We start from the raw sequence: 20313 nt of genomic DNA, 5'->3' as shown, positions 1-20313 counted from the left end.
CCCGGGGCTACGGGACGCACCCGGCCGGTGCTACTGGATGCTTCTCAGGGCCCGTTCGAGGATCGCGGCGCCCTCCTCGGCCTCGGCGACGGTCAGCGAGAGCGGCGGGGCGATCCTGAGGGCGCTGGTGTTGTGGCCGCCGCCCTTGCCGATGAGCAGTCCGCCCTCGCGGGCCGCCTCCAGCACGGCGGCGGCGGCCTTGGGGTCGGCCTCGTCGGTGCCGGGCCTGGTCAGCTCGATCCCGATCATCAGCCCCCGCCCGCGCACCTCCCGTACCGCCGGGATCTGCGCGGCGACGGCCCGCAGCCGTTCGATGAGCAGGCCGCCGACCCGGCGGGCGTTGCCCTGGAGGTCGTGCTCCAGCAGGTAGGTGAGGTTGGCGAGGCCCGCGGCCATGGTGATCTGGGTGCCGCCGAAGGTGGAGATGCTGTTGGCGTCCAGGCAGTTCATGATCTCGGAGCGGGCGATGACGCCGCCGATGGACATGCCGTTGCCGATGCCCTTGGCGAAGGTGACGATGTCCGGCGGGCCGGAGTGGCCGTGGGCCTGCCAGCCCCAGAAGTGCTCGCCGGTGCGGCCCCAGCCGGTCTGCACCTCGTCGGCGATCCACAGCGCGCCGTGCTCGGCGAGCACCTCGCGGAAGGCGGCGTACAGGCCGTCGGGCGGGGAGGTGAAGCCGCCGACGCCCTGGATGGGCTCGGCGATCAGGGCGGCGGGGGCGCGGGTGTGGCCGAGCAGGTCCTTGAGGTCCTCCAGACAGGCGGCGATGAAGTCGCCGTCGGAGAGGGCCGCGTAGGGGCCCCGGCCGCGCACCGCGCCGTGCACGTACAGCGTCTGGAGCGGGGACAGCGAGGTCGGGGACCAGCCGCGGTTGCCGGTGATGCCGACGGTGCTGAAGGAGCGGCCGTGGTAGCTGTTGCGCATCGCCAGGATCGTGTTGCTGCGCCGGTAGGTGGTGGCGAGCAGCAGGGCGGTGTCGTTGGCCTCGGTGCCGGAGGTGGTGAAGAAGACGCGGGCGTCCGGGATGCCGCTCACCTGGGCGATGCGCTCGGCGAGTTCGATCATCGGCCGGTTCAGGTAGAGCGTGGAGGAGTGGACGATCCGACCGGCCTGCTCGGCGACCGCCTTGGTGACCTCCGGCAGCGCGTGCGCGGTCATGGTGGTGAGGATGCCGCCGAAGAAGTCCAGGTAGCGATTGCCCCGGGCGTCCCAGACGTGCCGGCCCTCGCCGTGGGTGATCTCGATCGGGTCGTCGTAGTAGAGGGCGAGCCAGTCGGGCAGGACGGCGCGGTGGCGGCCCAGCAGGTCGTTGGTCACGGCTGTACCAGCCCTTCGTAGGCGTCGGGGCGGCGGTCGCGGTAGAAGGCCCACGTCCGCCGCACCTCTTCGATCAGGTCGAAGTCGAGGTCGCGGACGACGAGTTCCTCCTTGGTGTCGCTGGCGGGGTCGCCGACGAGCTGTCCGCGCGGGTCGACGAAGTAGCTCGTCCCGTAGAAGTCGTTGTCGCCGTACTCCTCCACGCCGACGCGGTTGATCGCGGCGACGAAGTACTCGTTGGCGACGGCGGCCGCGGGCTGTTCCAGGCGCCAGAGGTGGGAGGACAGGCCGCGGTGGGTGGCAGAGGGGTTGTAGACCAACTGGGCGCCGTTGAGGCCCAGTTGACGCCAGCCCTCCGGGAAGTGGCGGTCGTAGCAGATGTAGACGCCGACCTTGCCGACGGCGGTGTCGAAGACGGGCCAGCCGAGGTTTCCGGGTTTGAAGTAGTACTTCTCCCAGAAGCCCTTCACCTGCGGGATGTGGTGCTTGCGGTACTTGCCGAGGTAGGTGCCGTCGGCGTCGATGACGGCCGCGGTGTTGTAGTAGAAGCCGGACTGCTCGATCTCGAACACCGGCACGACGACGACCATCCCGGTCTCGCGGGCGAGGTCCTGCATCCGGCGCACGGTGGGCCCGTCGGGGACCGGCTCGGCCCAGCGGTAGTGCTCGGGCTCCTGGACCTGGCAGAAGTACGGGCTGTTGAAGACCTCCTGGAAGCCGATGACCTCGGCTCCCTGCCGGGCCGCCTCGCGGGCGTGCTCCTCGTGTTTGGCCACCATGGACTCGGTGTCGCCGGTCCAGGCGGCCTGGACCAGAGCGGCACGGACGACGTTCGCCATGAGCTGCTCCTTCGACGGGACGTCAGCGCCTCTACGCACGTAGAACAGGGCGTAGAGGGATGAACGTATGCCTACCGGCGGACCTTGCCAAGACCATCGTCGTCAACCCGCGCAGTCCGCGTCGATTGCCACTCCCGTGGGTGACGTGCGGTGGGTGGGCGGTGACCGCCGGGTCTTCCGTCAGGCCGTGAGTCCCGCCACCCGCAGGGCGTGCAGGAGATCCCGGTAGTGCCGGTCGGACACCTCCCGGGCGGCGCTGAGCAGCAGGGGTACGAGGGTCTGGGGGCCGGCGTGGGCGCTGCGGGCGGCCTCCTCCGGGGTGCGGACGCGGAGGTAGGCGTCGAGCAGCGCGCGCACGGCGGTACGGCGGCCGTCGGCCTCCAGGGCCAGGACGGCCCGGCCGATCTCGTCCGCGGGGCGCACCACGCCCTGCCGCAGGATCTGCCGGGCGTCGGCGTCCCGGCCGGCCGCGGTCAGCGCGTCGGCGGCGGCGACCAGGCGGTCCGGCGGCAGCGAGGCGGCCTCCCACAGCAGGGTCGCCCAGTCGGCGCCGAGCCCCGCCCGCTCCAGCTCCGCCCCGAGGAGGGGGAAGCGGGGGGCGGGCCAGTACGCCGCCTCGGCGAGCAGGACGTGGGCCTCTCCGCTGCGGCCCTCGCCGCGCAGCCGCGTCAACGCCTCGACGACCGCGCCGACTTCGGCCCGCGCCCCGGCGTCGACAGGCTCCGCCGGCACGGACGCGGACTCCTCCCCGGCCCACGCGAACCGCGCCCCGCGCGGGGTCCGCCCCTTCCGCCCGGCCCCTTGGTCCGGCCGCGGCATCACGACCTCCGGCGCGGGCACCTCCTCCTCGGCGAACCCCGCGTACCGGGCACCACCGCGGCGGCGCTTACGGGGCTTGGGGGCGGGGTCGGTGTCGCCGGGCGCGGGCGCGACGGCGGTGTCCACGGGGGGAGGGGCGGGGGCCGCCGCAGCGGCGGGCCCCGAGCCGGGACCGGCCTCGGCGCGCGGCTGCGGCTGCGGCTGCGGCTGCGGCTGCGGCTGCGGCTGCGGCTGCGGCTGCGGCCAGTCGTACGGGGCGGCGGGAGCAGCGGGGCCCGCCCCGCCTCCCGGACTCCGGCCGCCCGCCTGCTCCACCGACCGGTGCCCCGACACCCCGGACCACTCCCCCGGTCCCCCACCCGAGGCCCCGACTCGCACCCCCGACCCGCCACCCGGAACCCCGGCCGACACCCCCGGTCCCCCACCCGACGCTCCGGCCCGCACCCCCGGCCCCCAGACGCCCGACTCGGACCCGTCACCCGCCCCACGGGAGCCCGACACCGGGCCGTCACCCGACCCCCGACCCCCCGACACCGCCCCGGCACCCGACCCCCAGACGCCCGACTCGGACCCGTCACCCAACCCCCGCGCGCCCGTGACCGGCCCGGCACCTGGCCCCCCGACCCCCGACACCGAACCGGCACCCGACCCCCCGACCCCCGACACCGACCCCCCAACCCCCGACACCGAACCGGCACCCGGCCCCCCGGCCCCCGGCGCCCGTCCCTCCCCCGCCGCCCCTCGCCGAAGCCGGGCCGTGGCGTCCAGGGCTGCCATCCGGCGGCGCAGTTCCGCGCAGCGGGCGGTGGCTCGGGTGTGGTCGTCGTGGGCCCAGGCGAGGTCGGTGCGGAGGGATTCGGCGTCGGAGGGGGCGGAGGCGAGGGCGTGCTCCAGGGCGGCCAGCCTCTCCGCGGCGTAGCGCTGTTCGCGCAGCATGACGTCGAGCCGGTCGCCGAGGGCGTCGCGGCCGCCGGGACGGCGGTCGTGGGCGGTGAGCGCGGCCGTGTGCAGCGCGCGGGCCCGCTCCTCCTCCTCGGTCGCGAGGCCGGGACCGTACTCCGCGGCGAGGTCCTGGAGCAGCGCCTCCACGACGTCCCAGGGCGGCACCTCATGTCCGTCGAGGCAAGCCCGCATGCCGTCGGGGTCGCGCTGCCAGAACACCCCGCACCAGCCGCCGCCCTCGTCGAGGCGGGCCAGCAGGCCGTCCAGGTAGTTCGCGAACTCCCGCACCTGGGCAGGGAGTTGATCCACTGACATCGTACGACCCCCGCTAGACCGGAGCACTCCGGTGCGCTAGCGAACACCAGTCGTGTTACGTCCCGGCTACAGGGAGTTTTCCACGGGGGCGCAGCGGCCTCCGGCCGCGTGGGCGGCGGCGGTGACGTCAGGCCAGGACCAGGTCGCAGCGTGTGACGAGGTCGTCCATCGACAGGCCCAGCACCCGGGCGAGCGCGGCCACGGTGAAGAAGGCCGGCGTCGGGGCCCGTCCGGTCTCGATCTTGCGGAGCGTCTCGGCGGAGACGCCGGCCTCCGCGGCGACGTCCGCCATGCTGCGGCCGCCTCGGGCCTCGCGCAGCAGCAGCCCGAGGCGCTCGCCGCGTTCACGCTCTTCGGGGGTCAGGGGGGTGCGCACCATGCCGCGATTCTAATACCGGTCCCCCCATCGGAACCCCATTCAAATACCGGTATAGTAATTGGAATGATGGAACTGAAGACGGACGCGTCGATCGACGCGATGCACGCCGCCGGCCAGGTCGTGGCCCGCGCCCTCACCGCCGTGCGCGAGGCCGCCGACGTGGGGGTGTCGCTGCTGGAGCTGGACGAGGTCGCGCGCGGTGTGCTGAAGGAGGCCGGCGCCACCTCACCCTTCCTCGGCTATCGCCCCTCCTTCGCGCCGACCCCGTTCCCCGCGGTGATCTGCGCCTCCGTCAACGACGCGATCGTGCACGGCATCCCCACGCGCTACCGGCTGCGCGACGGCGACCTCCTCTCCGTCGACTGCGGGGCCCTGCTGGACGGCTGGGCCGGCGACTCGGCCGTCAGCTTCGTCGTGGGCAGCCCCCGCCCCGCCGACCTCCGCCTCATCGAGACCGCCGAGCGCGCGCTCGCGGCCGGCATCGAGGCCGCGGTCGTCGGCAACCGCGTCGGCGACATCGCGCACGCCATCGGCGCGGTCTGCCGCGCGGCCGGCTACGGCGTCCCCCAGGGCTTCGGGGGCCACGGCATCGGCCGCCGGATGCACGAGGAACCCTCGGTCCCCAACGAGGGCCGCCCCGGCCGCGGCCCCCGCCTGCGCCACGGCATGGCCCTCGCCATCGAGCCGATGCTCATCGCGAGCGGCCGCGACGGCTACCACGAGGCCGGCGACGGCTGGACCCTGAGGACCGACGACGGCTCGCGTGCCGCCCATACGGAGCACACGGTGGCCGTCACGGACGACGGCCCCCGCATCCTCACGGCCCGCTGAGACCGCCCGGCCTCCGCGTTCCGCGAAGGCACCCGCGCCCGCTCTCCGAAGGCACCCGCGCCCGTTCCTGAAGGTGCCCCCGGCCCGCGTTCGTGCGAAGGTGTTCTACGAACGCGGCCAGGTGTAACCGGCTTCCGGCCGGGTTACCCGACTCCGGCACGTCGATCAGCGAGGGCGACCCTGCCCGCGCAGGGACGCCGGATGGGAACGCCATGACCAGCGGTTTCAGCGGCCCGGAAGGCTACGACGCCTTCGGAGAGTTCCTCGCCCGGTTCTTCGGCGGACCCCGCCCCGGTCCCCGGCAGATCAACATCGGCCAGCTGCTCAGCCAGCCGGCCAGGGAGCTGGTGCGCGGCGCCGCCCAGTACGCCGCCGAGCACGGCAGCCGCGACCTGGACACCCAGCATCTGCTGCGGTCCGCGCTGGCCAACGAGCCGACCAGGACGCTGATCAGCCGCTCCGGCACCGACCCCGACACACTGGCGACCGAGATCGACGAACGCTCGGGCCCGGTCGTGCACCAGCCCTCCGAGGCCCCGCCCCCCACCTCCCTGTCCCTCACCCCGGCCGCCAAGCGCGCGCTGCTGGACGCCCATGAGCTGGCCCGTTCGCGCGGGGCGGGTTACATCGGCCCCGAGCATGTGCTCAGCGCCCTCGCGGCGAACCCGGACTCGGCGGCCGGGCACATCCTCAACCAGGCGCAGTTCTCCCCCGGCGCCCAGCCGCCCCTGGAGGTCCCGGACTCGGCCCCGCCACGCTCCGAGCGGCAGCGCGGCAGCGCCACGCCCACCCTCGACAAGTACGGCCGCGATCTGACCGACCAGGCCCGGCAGGGCCGTATCGACCCGGTGATCGGCCGCGACACGGAGATCGAGCAGACCGTCGAGGTGCTGTCCCGGCGCGGCAAGAACAACCCCGTGCTGATCGGTGACGCGGGCGTCGGCAAGACCGCGATCGTGGAGGGACTGGCCCAGCGGATCGCGGACGGCGACGTGCCGGACATCCTGGTCGGCCGGCGGGTGGTGGCGCTGGACCTGACCGGGGTGGTGGCCGGCACCCGCTACCGCGGCGACTTCGAGGAGCGGCTGAACTCCATCGTGGAGGAGATCCGCGCCCACTCCGACCAGCTGATCGTGTTCATCGACGAGCTGCACACCGTCGTCGGCGCGGGCGGGGGCGGCGAGGGCGGCTCCATGGACGCGGGCAACATCCTCAAGCCCGCCCTGGCCCGCGGCGAGCTGCATGTGGTGGGGGCGACGACGCTGGAGGAGTTCCGGCGGATCGAGAAGGACGCGGCACTGGCCCGCCGCTTCCAGCCGATCCTGGTGCCCGAGCCGACCCCCGAGGACGCGCTGGAGATCCTGCGCGGACTGCGCGACCGGTACGAGGCCCACCACCAGGTCCGCTACACCGACGAGGCCCTCGACGCGGCCGTGGAGCTGTCCGACCGCTATCTCACCGACCGCCGCCTGCCCGACAAGGCGATCGACCTGATCGACCAGGCGGGCGCCCGCGTCCGGCTGCGCGCCCGGACCAAGGGCACGGACGTACGGGCCATGGAGCGCGAGGCCGAACAGCTGACCCGCGACAAGGACCAGGCCGTCGCCGACGAGCAGTACGAGGAGGCCATGCGGCTGCGCGACCGCATCGGCGAGCTGAAACGGCGGATCGCCGAGGCCGGCGGTGACGGCCAGGTCGTGGAGGGCCAGCACCTGGAGGTCACCGCGGAGGCCATCGCCGAGGTGGTGTCCCGGCAGACCGGCATCCCGGTCAGCAGGCTCACCGAGGAGGAGAAGGACCGCCTGCTGGGTCTGGAGCAGCATCTGCACCAGCGGGTCGTCGGGCAGGACGAGGCCGTGCGGGTCGTCTCCGACGCGGTGCTGCGCTCGCGCGCGGGCCTGGCGAGCCCCGACCGGCCCATCGGCAGCTTTCTCTTCCTCGGCCCGACCGGCGTCGGCAAGACGGAGCTGGCGCGGGCGCTCGCGGAGGCGCTGTTCGGCAGCGAGGACCGGATGGTGCGGCTGGACATGAGCGAGTACCAGGAACGGCACACCGTCTCCCGGCTGGTGGGTGCCCCGCCCGGCTATGTCGGCCACGAGGAGGCCGGCCAGCTCACCGAGGTCGTCCGCCGTCACCCGTACTCGCTGCTGCTCCTGGACGAGGTGGAGAAGGCGCACCCGGACGTCTTCAACATCCTGCTCCAGGTGCTCGACGACGGCCGGCTCACCGACTCGCAGGGCCGCACGGTCGACTTCACCAACACCGTCATCGTGATGACCAGCAACCTGGGCTCCGAGGCCATCACCCGCGGTGGCGGCGGGATCGGTTTCGGCGCGGGGGACGGCGAGGCCGACGAGGAGGCGCGCCGGGAGCGGATCCTGCGCCCGCTGCGCGATCATTTCCGGCCGGAGTTCCTCAACCGCATCGACGAGATCGTCGTCTTCCGCCAGCTGACGTCCGATCAGCTGCACCAGATCACCAACCTGCTCCTTGAGCAGACCAGGCGTCTGGTGCACGCGCAGGGCATCGCCGTCGACTTCACCGATGCGGCCGTCGACTGGCTGTCCCGGCAGGGCTTCCAGCCCGAGTACGGCGCTCGCCCGCTGCGCCGCACCATCCAGCGCGAGGTCGACAACCGGCTGTCCCGGCTGCTCCTCGACGGCAAGGTCGCCGAGGGCGACCGGGTGACGGTGGACGTGACGGACGGGCGCCTGGACTTCCGTACGGACGACGGACGTCAGGAGACGGCGGGTCTGGCCTGAACCCGGCCCCGCCCGACCGGGCGAGGCCCCAGGGTGCCGGCCGGACCACCGTCGCCGAAGCCCCTAGGGTGCCGGCCGGACCACCGTCGCCGAAGCCCCTAGGGTGCCGGCCGGACCACCATCGCCGAGCCTCCGCCGCGGCGCGTCGTCTCCGCCGCGGCCAGCCACCTGCCGTCCGGCAGCCGCTGTACGCCGGTCGCCGCGCCGATCTCCGGGTTGGGCCGGAAGCGGTGGCCGATGGCCTCCAGTTCCTGCTGGACCTCGCTGCCCTGGAGGCCGGGTTCGAGCTCGGTGGTGGTCTGGTTGCGCTGGCTGGCGCGGGGCGCGGCGATCGCGTCGACGAGCGGCAGGCCGCGGTCCAGGAAGCCGGTCAGCGTCTGCAGCACGGTGGTGATGATGGTGGCGCCGCCGGGTGAACCGACCGCCACGACGGGCCGGTCGTGCCGGTCGAGCACGATCGTCGGGGACATGGAGGACCGCGGGCGCTTGCCCGGCCCCGGCAGGTTGGGGTCGTGCACGGCCGGGTCGGCGGGCGCGAAGGAGAAGTCCGTGAGCTCGTTGTTGAGGAGGAAGCCGCGGCCCGGCACGGTGATCCCGCTGCCGCCGGTCTGCTCGATGGTGAGGGTGTAGGCGACGACGTTGCCCCACCGGTCGGCCACCGTGAGGTGGGTCGTGCTGTCGCCCTCGTAGGTGGTCGGGGCCGCCGTGCCGCGGGCGTCGCAGGGTGCCGGGTCGCGCGGGTCGCCCGGCGCGACCGGACTGGTCAGCACGGCGTCGTCCTTGATCAGGCAGGCCCGTGAGTCGGCGTACCGCTGCGACAGCAGCTCCTTCGCCGGTACGTCCTCGAAGGCGGGGTCGCCGACCCAGCGCCCGCGGTCCGCGAAGGCGATCCGGCTCGCCTCGATGAAGCGGTGCAGGTACGCGGCCTGGCTCGCCCTGGACAGGTCGGTGCCCTCCAGGATGTTCAGGGCCTCGCCGACCGTGGTGCCGCCGGAGGAGGAGGGCGCCATGGAGTAGACGCCCAGTCCGCGGTACGAGGTCCGGCTCGGCTCCTGGTACTTGGCGCGGTAGGCCCGCAGGTCCTTGGCGGTCAGGTCACCGGGGCGGGCGTTCCAGCCGGAAGCCGGGTCCACAGGCGGGTGGTTGACCGTGTTCAGGATGTCCCGGCCGAGACGGCCGCGATAGAGGGCGCCGACGCCCTTGCGGCCGAGTTCGGCGTAGGTGCGGGCCAGGTCCGGGTTCTTGAACACGGAGCCGACGACGGGGAGTTGCCCGCCGGGCAGGAACAGCTCGGCCGTGTCCGGGAAGTGGCGGAAGCGGGTCTCGTTGGCGGCGGTCTGCGCGCGGAAGGTGGCGTCGACCGTGAAGCCGTCGCGGGCGAGACGCTCGGCGGGCTCCAGCAGCGGGGCGAGCGGCCTGCTGCCCCACTTCTCCAGCGCCTTCTGCCAGGTGGCGGGCGTACCGGGGACGCCGACGGACAGGCCGCTGCTGACGGCCTCCGCGAACGGGATCGGCTTGCCGTCCTCCAGGAAGAGGTCCGCTCCGGCGCTCAGCGGCGCGGTCTCGCGGCCGTCGACGGTGTGCACCGTACGGGACTTGGCGTCGTAGTAGACGAAGTAGCCGCCGCCTCCGATGCCGGCGGAGTACGGCTCGGTCACGCCGAGGGCGGCGGCGGTGGCGACGGCCGCGTCCACGGCGTTGCCGCCCTTGCGCAGCACCTCGATGCCGGCGGCGGAGGCGTCCGGGTCCACGCTGGCGACGGCACCGCCGTATCCGACGGCGACGGGGACCTTCCCGGCGCCCGTGCCCTGCGGGGTCGGCGGCGCGGCCGCCCCCACCGACACGACGGCGGCCGAGACCGCGAGAACCGTCAGTTTCCGTGTGACAGGGCGACGCATCCGCACCTCCAGTCGGAGAGACCGTCCGGCGAGCCTATGCCAACACCATGGCCATGTCAGTCACGTAGCATGCGCGCCCATGAATGACGACGTGCGCAACATCCTTCTGGGCGTGGTGGCCGCCGGCATCAGCGCGGCGCTGGGCTGGCTGGCCCGCACCACTCTGTGGCGCCGCAAGCTGCGCCGCAAGCAGCGGTTCCTCGGGCTGCCGGAGAACGCGGAGTCTCTGCTCGTCGTCAACCGCGACCCGGCGGCGTCCGAACCGGCGGTCCACCGCTTCGACGTGTTCGCGCTGCTGGAGCTGTCCGCGCTGATCAAGGACTGCGGGGCGCACATCCAGTTGGTCACCCAGGACATGGCGCCGCCCGGTTTCGGCGAGCGGACGGAGTTCTGTGTGGGCGGGCCGGCCTCCAACCGCCGTATGACGGCCCATATGTCCGCCCTGCTGCCGGGCGTGCGGGTCAACGTGGATCCGGAACCGGGGCCCGACCGGGGCGCGTTCCAGATCGGTGCCGAGCGGTACCGGATGGAGCCGGGCCGCGTCGAGTACGTGCTGCTGGCCCGGCTGACGGACGAGCAGAACCCGAAGGCACGGCCGGTGTTCCTCTTCTGCGGCCAGCGCGCCATCACCAACCAGGCCGCCACCCGCTATCTCGCCCGCCATCACGAGCGGCTGTCCCGCAAGTACGGCACGGGCTCCTTCGTCCTGCTGCTGAAGGTGGTCAACTCGCAGGCGTACGGTCCGGACGTGGTCGAGCTGGTGGCGGACGTGACGCGGGCGGCGCAGGCCCCGCTGCCGGCGCAGGGGCCGCGCACCTCGCACCGCGCCTCCTGATTGTTACTAGTACGTAACTTACCGACGGGTTACCTACGGTAACGAACCCTGGTTACCGTCGGGTCACTTTGCACTGACACGAGTGAGGAGTGACCCGTGCGACCCCACCGCACCGCACTGCGTACGTCCGCCGTCGGCGCCGTCTGCGCGGCCCTGATCGCGGCCGGCCCCCTCGGCCTCTCCCCCGTCCCCGCCCAGGCCGCCCCGAACCCGATCCGGTTCGTGGACATCGCCGGCGACGGCGGAACCGTGCTCAAGGCCAACGTCGTCACGCCCACGGGCGCCGACGGCAGCCGCCGCTACCCGCTCGTCGTGCTGCCCACCAGCTGGGGCCTGCCCCAGATCGAGTACCTGGTCCCGGCGCAGAGGCTCGCCGACTCCGGCTATGTGGTCGTCACCTACAACGTGCGCGGCTTCTGGCAGTCCGGCGGAGAGATAGAGGTCGCCGGACCACCCGACGTGGCCGACGCCTCACGGGTCATCGACTGGGCGCTGGCCCACACCCCCGCCGACCCCGCCCGCATCGGCATGGGCGGCGTCTCCTACGGCGCCGGCATCAGCCTGCTCGCCGCCGCGCACGACCCGCGTGTCAAGGCGGTCGCCGCGCTCAGCGGCTGGGCCGACCTCATCGACTCCCTCTACGGCGGCCGCACCCAGCACCTCCAGGCCGCGGCCCTGCTCGACGGCGCGGGCACGCTCACCGGCCGCCCGAGCGCGGAACTCCGGCAGATCCTCCGGGACTTCTACGCCTCGAACCTGGAGCGGGAGCCGGACATGATCGCCTGGGGGAAGAAGCGCTCCCCCGAGACCTACGCCGACCGCATCAACGCCCACGGCACCGCCGTGATGCTCGCCAACGCCTGGGGCGACTCCATCTTCCCGCCCGGCCAGTACGCCGACTTCTACGAGAAGCTGACGGTCCCCAAGCGACTCCAGCTGCGGCCCGGCGACCACGCCACCGCCGAGATGACCGGACTGTTCGGGCTGCCCAACGACGTGTGGACGGACACCGGACGCTGGTTCGACCACCATCTCAAGGGTGCCGACAACGGCGTGGACCGCGAGCAGCCGGTCCTGCTGAAGTCCCGTACGGGCGGCGGCTACGAGGGCTACCCGGACTGGAAGTCGGTGGCGGCGACCGACCGCAAGATCGCCCTGGCGGGGACGCGGACCCTCCACACCAATGTCGACTCGGGCGCGAACGGCGGGGTCGTCTTCCTGTCCAGCGTCCTCGACCAGCTCGCCCAGCTCCCGCCCGTCGTGTCGATGCCGCTGCTGCCGCGCCGCTGGGCCGCCGTATGGCAGTCGGAGAGGTATCCGACGGTCCAGCACATCCGGGGCACCGCACGGCTGCACACGACGCTGACGCCGACCAAGGAGAGCGGAACCCTCGTCGCGTACCTGTACGACGTGGGCCCGCTCGGCCTCGGCAAGCTGGTCGGTCACGCGCCGTACACCTTCCACGGGCGCACCCCCGGAAAGCCGTTCGGTCTCGACCTGGAGGTGTTCTCCACGGCCTACGACGTCCCGGCAGGGCATCGCCTCGCCCTGGTCGTCGACACGGTCGACCCGCTCTACATCGAGCACAACCCGTCCGGCGCGCAGCTGACCTTCTCCTCGCCGGCGAACGACCCGTCGTATCTGACGGTCCCGCTGCGCGAGCAGTGATCTCCGGCTGCCGCCGGCCGGGTCTGGCTCGTGACTGCTGCCCCCTACGGTCGAGGGGCCGTCGGGGGTTCCCCGCCCCGCAGCAGCGTCCCTGGTCCGGCGGCGGCCACCACCTTCTCCGAAGGGCCGAAGGTCAAATCGTAGTCGAGGGCCTGAGGGAGGTATCGCCCGGAGGGGTGCATCCCGGCCGCGGCGGTCCCCGCTGATGTGGTAGAGGGCATGGCGGCTCAGTGCTTGAGGATCTTCGAGAGGAAGTCCTTGGCGCGGTCGCTGTGCGGGTCGGTGAAGAACTCGTCCGGGCTGCGGTCCTCCACGATCCGGCCGTCGGCCATGAACACCACGCGATTGGCGGCGGAGCGGGCGAAGCCCATCTCGTGGGTGACGACGACCATCGTCATGCCCTCGCGGGCCAGTTGCTGCATGACCTCGAGCACCTCGTTGATCATCTCGGGGTCCAGCGCGGAGGTGGGCTCGTCGAACAGCAGGGCCTTGGGGTCCATGGCGAGGGCGCGTGCGATGGCCACGCGCTGCTGCTGGCCGCCGGAGAGCTGGGCGGGGTACTTGTCCGCCTGGTTGGCGACGCCCACGCGGTCGAGCAGTTCGCGCGAGCGCTTGTCGGCGTCCTCCTTCCTGCGCTTCCTGACCTTGATCTGACCCAGTGACACGTTCTGCAGGACGGTCTTGTGGGCGAAGAGGTTGAAGGACTGGAAGACCATGCCCACGTCGGCGCGCAGGGCCGCCAGCGCCTTGCCCTCGTCGGGCAGCGGGCGCCCGTCGAGCAGGATGGTGCCGGAGTGGACGGGCTCCAGGCGGTTGATCGCTCTGCACAGGGTCGACTTGCCCGATCCCGACGGGCCGATGACCACGACCACCTCCCCCTTGCCGACCGTGAGGTCGATGTCCTGAAGGACATGCAGATCCCCGAAGTACTTGTTCACTTGCCGCAGCTCGATCAGTGGATCGACAGCCATTCCCAGCCCCACTCACTCTCAGCTGTGTCGTGGTTGCCGCCGCAAACTATCCACCGGGGAAGGGGGTTGACGTACGACACGCACTTTTCCGGCATTAGCCGTATAACCGGCTCAGGTCTCCGCGACCTCCCCGTACAGCTGCGACAGCTCGGGCACCCCGCCGGCCGCCCAGGCGCGCCCCGCCGCCACGACGTCCACCTCCCGGCCCGAGGCCAGCCGCACCACCGGCTGCCCGTCCGGCGACAGCTCCCAGGCCGCGCCCGGCACGGTCCGTACGATCACCGTGCCCAGGTACAGACCCGCGTCGTTGCCGAGCCGGGCCAGGGTCTCCTCGTCGTCGCGCCAGCGCGGCAGCAGTTGGTCCAGCGCCTCCAGCGAGGCCACCGTGTCGTCGAGTCGCACGCCCGCCTCGGCCGCCTGGGAGCGCAGCAGCTCGCACTCGGACAGCAGTGCGGCCATCCCCGCGGGGTCGAAGGCGTCGCGCTTGTGGTGCCGGTGACCGAGGAACGGGATGTTCATACGTCCAGACTGGCACTCGCACCCGCCCCGGCACCACAGGCGCGCGGGGCACCTCTTCCGGGTGATGTTCCGCGGCCGCGCCGCCGTCGATTTGACGGCCACTTACCGTCTTCTTAGCTTCATTTTGCGCCGCTAACGTCCGTCGTAGTGCGCCGCTTCCCAGCGCAGCGGCCGGTTCGTCTCACGAGTTGACCCGGGAGGATCGGTTGGACCGCAGGGGACACCGGATCGTCGTTGCCGCCGTCTTCGTCCTGATCGCCACCCTGGTGGCGCCGAGCCCTCCGTGGGACGCCTCGACGGCGCCCCCGGACGTCTCCAGGAGCATTTCCGCGAAGGCGGCGCCCAGGAACGTTTCCGCGCAGACCTCGACGGCATCGCAGGCCGTCGCCGGGCAGGGCTCCGCCGGCAGGGCCGTCGCCCGGCCGCTGGACCACCTGTTCGACAACACGGCCGTCAGCGACGACGCGCGGCCCGCCGAGGCCGACTTCGACGGCTCGGGCGCCTCGCTGTCGGCCCAGGCCCTCGCCACCGCCGGCTGGACCCCGGGCCGGGCCCTGACCATCCAGGGCGCCCGCCTCACCTGGCCGCACCGCGCGCCGGGCGAACCCGACAACGTGGTGGCCGCCGGCCAGTCGGTGCGGGTCACCGGGCGCGGGAACGCACTGGCCTTCCTGGTCGCGGGCACCGGCCCCGCGGCCGGCGGACGCGGCACGATCACCTACGCGGACGGCACGGTCTCCGCCTACCGCCTGACCGCCCCCGACTGGCGCACCGGCCCCCTCGCCACCAAGGCCGTCGCCCTGCCGTACCTGAACACCCCCGGCGGCCGGCTCGCCGAGAAGGCCCGGCTGTACGTCGTGACGGTGCCCCTCGCCCCGAGCCGCGCGGTCCTCTCGGTGCAGCTGCCGCACGCCGCCGACCTGCATGTCTTCGCCCTGACCGTGCGCCCCGCGACACGGGGCTGGACCGGCACCTGGGCGGCGGCGACCTCCGGGCACCCGGCCGTCGGGCCCTGGGCCGACCGCACGCTGCGGCTGGTGGTGCACACCTCGGCGGGCGGCCCCCGGCTGCGGCTGCGGTTCGACAACACCTTCGCGTCGGTGCCGGTCGGCATCGAGTCCGCGACGGTGGCCGTGCAGGCGCGGGGCGCCGCGGCCGTGGACACGCCGGTGCCGGTCACCTTCCGGGCCGCGGCGGGCGTGTCGATCCCCGCCGGCGCCCAGGCGTACAGCGACCCCCTCGACTTCCCGGTGCCCGCGGACACCAACCTGCTCGTCAGCTTCCGGCTGACCGGCACCGTCAGCGCGCTGCCCGTGCACCGGTTCGCCAACCAGCGGTCGTATGTGAGCCGGCCCGGTGACCACACGACCGACCCGTCCGCGACGGCGTTCACCGGAGGGATCAGCTACTGGCCGCTGCTGGCCGGCGTGGACGTGGGCGGCGGGCCGGGCTCCGTGGTGCTGCTCGGCGACTCGATCACCGACGGCAGCCGCTCCACGGTGGACGCCAACCGGCGCTGGCCCGACCTGCTCTTCGACCGGCTCCAGGCGCAGAGCGAGGTGCCCCACTACGGGATGGTCAACCAGGGGATCTCGGCCAACCGGGTCGTCACCGACGGCTATCCCGGCGACGGGACGTCATCGGTCCAGACCGGTGTCAGCGCCCTCAACCGCCTCGACCGGGACGTGTTCGCGCAGACCTCGGCGCGCTCGGTCGTCGTCTTCGAGGGCGTCAACGACCTGAGGTTCGGTGCCGACGCCGAGCAGGTCGCCGCCGGGCTGCGCGAGATCGCCCAGCGCGCCCGCGCCCGCGGGCTGAAGGTCTTCGCGGCCACGATCCTGCCCTGCGGCGGCAACGTCCTGTGCACACCGGCCATGGAGGCCGAGCGGGCCGAGCTGAACGCCTGGCTGCGCAAGGGAGGCGGTGGGTTCGACGGGCTGTTCGACTTCGACGCCGCCCTGCGCGATCCCGCCGACCCCACCCGGATGCTGCCCGCCTACGACGGCGGCGACGGTCTGCACCCCAACGACGCGGGCATGGCCGCCATGGCGCAGACGGTGGACCTGGAGGCCCTGTGAGACCGTCCTACACGTCCAGGTCCACGACCACCGGGGCGTGGTCCGAGGCGCCCTTGCCCTTGCGCTCCTCGCGGTCCACATAGGCGTCGGTGACGGCCTTGGCGAACGGCTGGTTGCCGTAGACCAGGTCGATGCGCATGCCGCGGTTCTTGGGGAAGCACAGCTGGCGGTAGTCCCAGTACGTGAAGGGCTGCTCGTACTTCAGGGGCCGCGGCACGATGTCGTTCAGACCCGCCTCGCGCAGGGAGGCCAGGGCGGCGCGCTCGGCCGGGGTGACATGGGTCGAGCCCTCGAAGGCGGCCGGGTCGAAGACGTCGTCGTCGGTCGGCGCGACGTTGTAGTCGCCGAGGACGGCGAAGGGGCGGTCGCCGGCCGCGTCCCCGGCGACGGCGGCCCTGAGGGCCTCGAACCACTGGATCTTGTACGCGAAGTGCGGGTGGTCCACCTCACGTCCGTTCGGCACGTACACCGACCAGACGCGGACCGGGCCGCAGGTCGCCGAGACGGCCCGCGGCTCCACCACGCCGTCGTAGCCGGGGTCGCCGGGCAGGCCCTTGACGACGTCCTCGAGGCCGACGCGGGAGAGCACCGCCACGCCGTTCCACCTGCCGGTGGCGTGGACCGCCGACTCGTAGCCCAGCTCGCGCAGCTGGTCGGACGGGAACGCCTCCTCGGAGACCTTGGCCTCCTGCAGGCACAGCACGTCGGTGCCGCTGCTCTCCAGCCAGGCCAGGAGCCTCGGCAGGCGGGCGGTGATCGAGTTCACGTTCCAGGTCGCGATGCGCATGCCTCACAACCTACCCGGAGGGTCTGACAACGCTCCTCACACCTGCGCGGAGGCCCCCGGGGACAGCCGCTGGTGGTCGGTGCCGCCGAGCGCGCCGATCTGGCGGTCGTAGATCGGGCGGGCCAGGTCGGTCAGCAGCGCGTCGTGGATGTCGTAGGCCCGCTGCGGCCCGACCTCGCGCACATAGTCGATGACCTCGGAGATCTTGCTCCAGGGGGCCATCACCGGCAGCATCAGCGTCTCCACGGGCCGGTCGGGCACGGTGAGGGCGTCGCCGGGGTGGAAGACGCGGCCGCCGTCGATGAGATAGCCGACGTTGGTGATGCGCGGGATGTCCGGGTGGATCACCGCGTGCAGCTCGCCGTGCACCTGCACGTCGAACCCGGCCGCGGTGAAGGTGTCGCCGTGGCCGACGGTGTGCACCCGGCCCGGGAACGCCGCGGAGATCTGGTCGGCGACCGACTTCAGCGTCCAGATCTCGGCGGCCGGGTTCGCCTCCAGCGCGGCCCGCAGCCGGCCCTCGTCGAAGTGGTCGGGGTGCTCGTGCGTGACGAGGATCGCGTCCGCGCCGAGCGCGGCGTCCTCCTCGGTGAATCCGCCCGGGTCCAGGACGAGCGCCCGGCCGTCCTTCTCCAGCCGGACACAGGCGTGCGACTTCTTGGTGAGCTTCATGCCCCCATCCTGCCGCGCCCGCCGGGTGCGCCGAACCAGGCGGAGGGGCGGGCGCGTTGACCGGCGGGGCCGGTCAGTCCTGGAGGGTGGTCTCCTCCTGGATGACCTGCTGGGCCACCCGGAAGGCGCTGCTCGCCGCGGGCATCCCGCAGTACACGGCCGCCTGCATCAGGACCTCACCGATCTCCGCGGGCGTCAGGCCGTTGCGCAGCGCGGCACGGGTGTGCACGGCGAGCTCCTCCAGATGGCCGCCGGCGACCAGCGCGGTGAGGGCGACGCAGCTGCGGGTACGGCGGTCCAGACCCGGCCGGTCCCAGATCTCGCCCCAGGTGCAGCGGGTGAGGAAGTCCTGGAAATCGGCGGAGAAGTCGTCCGTGCGTCCCAGCACGCCGTCCACGTGCGCGTCGCCGAGCACCTCGCGGCGCACCTTGATGCCCACCTCGTAGGCGTCCGCCCGGACCTCCGCCTCGGGCTGCGCCGCGGCCGGGGCGATCTCGGCGATGGGCGCGGCCTGCGGGGGCACCAGGGCGACGGGCTGGGCGGGGGCCGCCTGGACCGGGATCGGGCCGGTGCCGGTCTCCGGGAGCTGCTGCCAGGCGGTGGAGAAGTGGTGCACCAGCAGGTCGGTGACGGCCGCGGGCTGCTCCACGGGCACCAGGTGCGAGGCGCCCGGTACGACGGCCAGGCGGGCGTCCGGGATGCCCGCGACCAGCGTGCGCGCCTCGGCCGGGCCGGTGACCTGGTCCTCCGAGCCGACCAGCACCAGCGTCGGCACGCCGACCCGGGTCAGCTCCGGACGCACGTCGAACGCGGCGAGCGCCTCGCAGGCGGCGATGTAGCAGCCGGGGTCGGTGGTGCGCACCATCTGCACGGCCCAGTCGGTGATCGCGGGCTGCGCGGCGGCGAAGCCGGAGGTGAACCAGCGGTCGGGCGCCGTCCGGGCGATCGGGTCCAGCCCGTTGGTACGCACGATCACCCCGCGCTGGCGGAACTCGTCCGCCGTGCCGAACCGCGGCGAGGCCGCGATCAGCGCCAGCGAGGCCAGCCGCTCCGGGTGCCGCAGCGCCAGCTCGATACCCACGGCCCCGCCGAGCGCGCATCCCGCGTAGCCGAACCGCTGCACACCGAGCCCGTCCAGCGTGGCGAGCAGCCGCGCCGTGAGATCGGCGACCGAGCCCGCCGGGTATGCGGGGGCGCCCCCGTGCCCGGGCAGATCGAACCGGAACACACGCCACTGCTGCGCCAGCTCCGGAACCTGCCGGTCCCACATGTGCCATGTGGTACCCAGTGAGGGACCGAGGATCAGTACGGGGGCCTCTTCCGGCCCGTCAAAGCGGTATTGCAGGGTGTTCGACGGTGTCTCACTCACGCGTCAGACCTTCTCACGTCCCACGGACGCCCCTATAACGCGGGGGTCCGGGAAACCGGTCTGACCAGGTTGAAGACTTCGCGGGCTGCGTATCGCTTGAGGCATCGGATGATCTCACGTCGGGTCTTGCCCTCCTGGGTGCGGCGTTCGTACTACGCCTGGGTGCGCGGGTCGTGGCGCAGGCGGGTGAACACGATGCGGTGCAGGGCCGCGTTCGCCTGACGGTCGCCCCCGTAGTTGAGCCGGTGCGTGCTCCGACGGCCAGAGGAGTACTCGATCGGACTGACTCCGCAAAGGGCAGCAAAGGACGCCTCGGTATTCAACCGCTCGGGGTTGTCCCCCATGGTGATCAGCAGGGTGACGGCGCTGTCCGGGCCGATGCCCACTGGCGTGAGCAGCTGTGGGGCGTGGTGTTCGACGAGCTGGGTCAGGCGTTGGTTCAGCTCATTGATCTGCCCGGTGAGCTGTTCGATGCGCTCGGCGAGCATTCTCAGGGTCAGGTGGGTGGCCTGGGCCACCGCATTCTCGCCGTCCTCGCCGTCGCCTGGGCCGAGGCGTGCGCAGGTGCGGAACAGCTCGCGGTTGCCCAGGCGGGACAGTCGTTCCCGCAGAACGGGATCGGCGATGACCAGGACGGCCTTGAGCTGGTTGATCGCCTGAGTACGGGCCTTGACCGCGGAGTCCTTGGCGAGCTTGAACATGCGGGCGCTGTGGACCGGGCCGTCGCCGGACTTGGCCCGGGCCCGGGCGCGGCCGCTGAGCACGGCCCGCGCGGCGGCCTGCGCGTCGAGCGGGTCCGATTTCCCCAGCAGCCGGCGGGCCGAGCGGTCGGGCCGGTTCACCTCGTACACCTCGACCTGCTGCGCCAGCAGGTAGCGGGACAGGCCCGCGCCGAAGGTGCCGGTGCCCTCCACACCGGCCCGGCGCACCGTCCCCCGCTTGCGGGCCCACACGAGCAACTGTCGGTAGCCGGCCACCGTCGCCGGAAAGGACTCCGTTCCCAGGGTCTTCCCCAGCGGGGACACCACGGCGGCGACGTGCAACCTCACCGTGCGTGTCCACGCCCAGCACGACCTCTCTCCGCACGGGCGGATTCGTACTGGAGGAGGTGCTGCGCTGTCTGGTCGTCATGGTGGTTCGCCTCCCGCGTGGTGCTGGGTGGATGGCACCGGCCCGCTCGGGCGGTCTGAACCGTGATGGCGCCTGAAACTCGGCAAGGCCCCTATAAGGACACGCCCCGTGGCTCGGTGACAGCAGAGACCATCCCGCAACGACAGTCGACAAGTCAGTGACTGGACACTTCGGTCAAAGA

15 protein-coding genes and 1 pseudogene are annotated in these 20313 nt (G+C 72.8%); 5 read left to right on the top strand and 11 right to left on the bottom strand.

Annotated features, from left to right (window positions below):
• Positions 1-30: 30 nt before the first annotated feature.
• From ACSU6M_RS27515 to ACSU6M_RS27500, 4 genes are all read right to left on the bottom strand, one after another.
• Positions 31-1317, bottom strand: a complete 1287-nt coding sequence (locus tag ACSU6M_RS27515) for an aspartate aminotransferase family protein (protein WP_437073165.1) — start codon at positions 1315-1317, stop codon at positions 31-33.
• The gene (locus ACSU6M_RS27510) at positions 1314-2156 is read right to left on the bottom strand and encodes a nitrilase-related carbon-nitrogen hydrolase (RefSeq protein WP_437073163.1); all 843 of its coding nucleotides are present in this window, start codon (positions 2154-2156) and stop codon (positions 1314-1316) included. Before ACSU6M_RS27510 ends, ACSU6M_RS27515 begins: the two co-directional genes overlap by 4 nt.
• 180 nt (positions 2157-2336) lie before the next feature.
• Entirely contained in the window at positions 2337-4232 is a 1896-nt protein-coding gene (locus tag ACSU6M_RS27505) for a hypothetical protein (protein WP_437073161.1), read from the bottom strand.
• Between the two features lie 127 nt (positions 4233-4359).
• The gene (locus ACSU6M_RS27500) at positions 4360-4611 is read right to left on the bottom strand and encodes a helix-turn-helix domain-containing protein (RefSeq protein ID WP_437073159.1); all 252 of its coding nucleotides are present in this window, start codon (positions 4609-4611) and stop codon (positions 4360-4362) included.
• 63 nt (positions 4612-4674) lie between these two features.
• Here ACSU6M_RS27500 and map point away from each other — a divergent pair, with 63 nt between their 5' ends.
• On the top strand, positions 4675-5442 hold the full coding sequence (gene map / locus ACSU6M_RS27495; protein WP_437073158.1) for a type I methionyl aminopeptidase: 768 nt from the start codon (positions 4675-4677) through the stop codon (positions 5440-5442).
• A gap of 212 nt (positions 5443-5654) precedes the next feature.
• A complete protein-coding gene (locus tag ACSU6M_RS27490; RefSeq protein WP_437073156.1) occupies positions 5655-8204 on the top strand; it encodes an ATP-dependent Clp protease ATP-binding subunit in 2550 nt (849 codons plus the stop codon).
• Positions 8205-8302: 98 nt separating this feature from the next.
• Here ACSU6M_RS27490 and ggt read toward each other — a convergent pair whose 3' ends face one another.
• On the bottom strand, positions 8303-10102 hold the full coding sequence (gene ggt, locus ACSU6M_RS27485) for a gamma-glutamyltransferase (RefSeq protein WP_437073155.1): 1800 nt from the start codon (positions 10100-10102) through the stop codon (positions 8303-8305).
• A gap of 79 nt (positions 10103-10181) precedes the next feature.
• On the opposite strand from ggt, the gene ACSU6M_RS27480 reads away from it, so the two are divergent.
• Both ACSU6M_RS27480 and ACSU6M_RS27475 read left to right on the top strand, forming a co-directional pair.
• The gene (locus tag ACSU6M_RS27480) at positions 10182-10937 is read left to right on the top strand and encodes a hypothetical protein (RefSeq protein WP_437073153.1); all 756 of its coding nucleotides are present in this window, start codon (positions 10182-10184) and stop codon (positions 10935-10937) included.
• A 96-nt stretch (positions 10938-11033) separates the two neighbouring features.
• Positions 11034-12605, top strand: a complete 1572-nt coding sequence (locus tag ACSU6M_RS27475) for an alpha/beta fold hydrolase (RefSeq protein ID WP_437073152.1) — start codon at positions 11034-11036, stop codon at positions 12603-12605.
• Between the two features lie 227 nt (positions 12606-12832).
• Here the strand turns inward: ACSU6M_RS27475 and ACSU6M_RS27470 are convergent, their stop codons facing one another.
• Complete coding sequence (locus ACSU6M_RS27470; protein ID WP_437073150.1) at positions 12833-13576, bottom strand: amino acid ABC transporter ATP-binding protein; 744 nt, start codon at positions 13574-13576, stop codon at positions 12833-12835.
• Between the two features lie 111 nt (positions 13577-13687).
• Positions 13688-14095 (bottom strand): DUF6278 family protein, encoded by a 408-nt coding sequence (locus ACSU6M_RS27465; protein WP_437073149.1) that lies wholly within the window; start codon positions 14093-14095, stop codon positions 13688-13690.
• A 323-nt stretch (positions 14096-14418) separates the two neighbouring features.
• Between ACSU6M_RS27465 and ACSU6M_RS27460 the strand changes: the two genes are divergently transcribed.
• Entirely contained in the window at positions 14419-16173 is a 1755-nt protein-coding gene (locus tag ACSU6M_RS27460) for an SGNH/GDSL hydrolase family protein (protein ID WP_437075377.1), read from the top strand.
• Between the two features lie 7 nt (positions 16174-16180).
• Here the strand turns inward: ACSU6M_RS27460 and ACSU6M_RS27455 are convergent, their stop codons facing one another.
• The 4 genes and pseudogenes from ACSU6M_RS27455 to ACSU6M_RS27440 form a co-directional block, all read right to left on the bottom strand.
• Positions 16181-16960 (bottom strand): exodeoxyribonuclease III, encoded by a 780-nt coding sequence (locus ACSU6M_RS27455; protein WP_437073148.1) that lies wholly within the window; start codon positions 16958-16960, stop codon positions 16181-16183.
• Between the two features lie 36 nt (positions 16961-16996).
• Entirely contained in the window at positions 16997-17632 is a 636-nt protein-coding gene (locus tag ACSU6M_RS27450; RefSeq protein ID WP_437073147.1) for an MBL fold metallo-hydrolase, read from the bottom strand.
• A gap of 73 nt (positions 17633-17705) precedes the next feature.
• Positions 17706-19001, bottom strand: a complete 1296-nt coding sequence (pcaDC, locus tag ACSU6M_RS27445) for a bifunctional 3-oxoadipate enol-lactonase/4-carboxymuconolactone decarboxylase PcaDC (protein ID WP_437073145.1) — start codon at positions 18999-19001, stop codon at positions 17706-17708.
• A 32-nt stretch (positions 19002-19033) separates the two neighbouring features.
• Positions 19034-20132 (bottom strand): annotated as a pseudogene (locus tag ACSU6M_RS27440) (IS110 family transposase).
• Positions 20133-20313 lie beyond the last annotated feature (181 nt).

Origin of the sequence: Streptomyces sp. enrichment culture (assembly GCF_964272895.1) — a bacterium.
Lineage (GTDB): Bacteria > Actinomycetota > Actinomycetes > Streptomycetales > Streptomycetaceae > Streptomyces.
Note: the sequence above shows the minus strand (reverse complement) of the source record. Positions and strands in the feature narration are given on the sequence as shown.

Bases quoted from the DNA above. Each gene is read 5' to 3' on its own strand.
- ACSU6M_RS27470 (WP_437073150.1), bottom strand. From the start codon at position 13,576: ATGGCTGTCGATCCACTGATCGAGCTGCGGCAAGTGAACAAGTACTTC.
- ACSU6M_RS27455 (WP_437073148.1), bottom strand. From the start codon at position 16,960: ATGCGCATCGCGACCTGGAACGTGAACTCGATCACCGCCCGCCTGCCG.
- ACSU6M_RS27505 (WP_437073161.1), bottom strand. From the start codon at position 4,232: ATGTCAGTGGATCAACTCCCTGCCCAGGTGCGGGAGTTCGCGAACTAC.
- ACSU6M_RS27490 (WP_437073156.1), top strand. From the start codon at position 5,655: ATGACCAGCGGTTTCAGCGGCCCGGAAGGCTACGACGCCTTCGGAGAG.
- ACSU6M_RS27450 (WP_437073147.1), bottom strand. From the start codon at position 17,632: ATGAAGCTCACCAAGAAGTCGCACGCCTGTGTCCGGCTGGAGAAGGAC.
- ggt (WP_437073155.1), bottom strand. From the start codon at position 10,102: ATGCGTCGCCCTGTCACACGGAAACTGACGGTTCTCGCGGTCTCGGCC.
- ACSU6M_RS27465 (WP_437073149.1), bottom strand. From the start codon at position 14,095: ATGAACATCCCGTTCCTCGGTCACCGGCACCACAAGCGCGACGCCTTC.
- map (WP_437073158.1), top strand. From the start codon at position 4,675: ATGATGGAACTGAAGACGGACGCGTCGATCGACGCGATGCACGCCGCC.
- ACSU6M_RS27480 (WP_437073153.1), top strand. From the start codon at position 10,182: ATGAATGACGACGTGCGCAACATCCTTCTGGGCGTGGTGGCCGCCGGC.
- ACSU6M_RS27500 (WP_437073159.1), bottom strand. From the start codon at position 4,611: ATGGTGCGCACCCCCCTGACCCCCGAAGAGCGTGAACGCGGCGAGCGC.
- ACSU6M_RS27510 (WP_437073163.1), bottom strand. From the start codon at position 2,156: ATGGCGAACGTCGTCCGTGCCGCTCTGGTCCAGGCCGCCTGGACCGGC.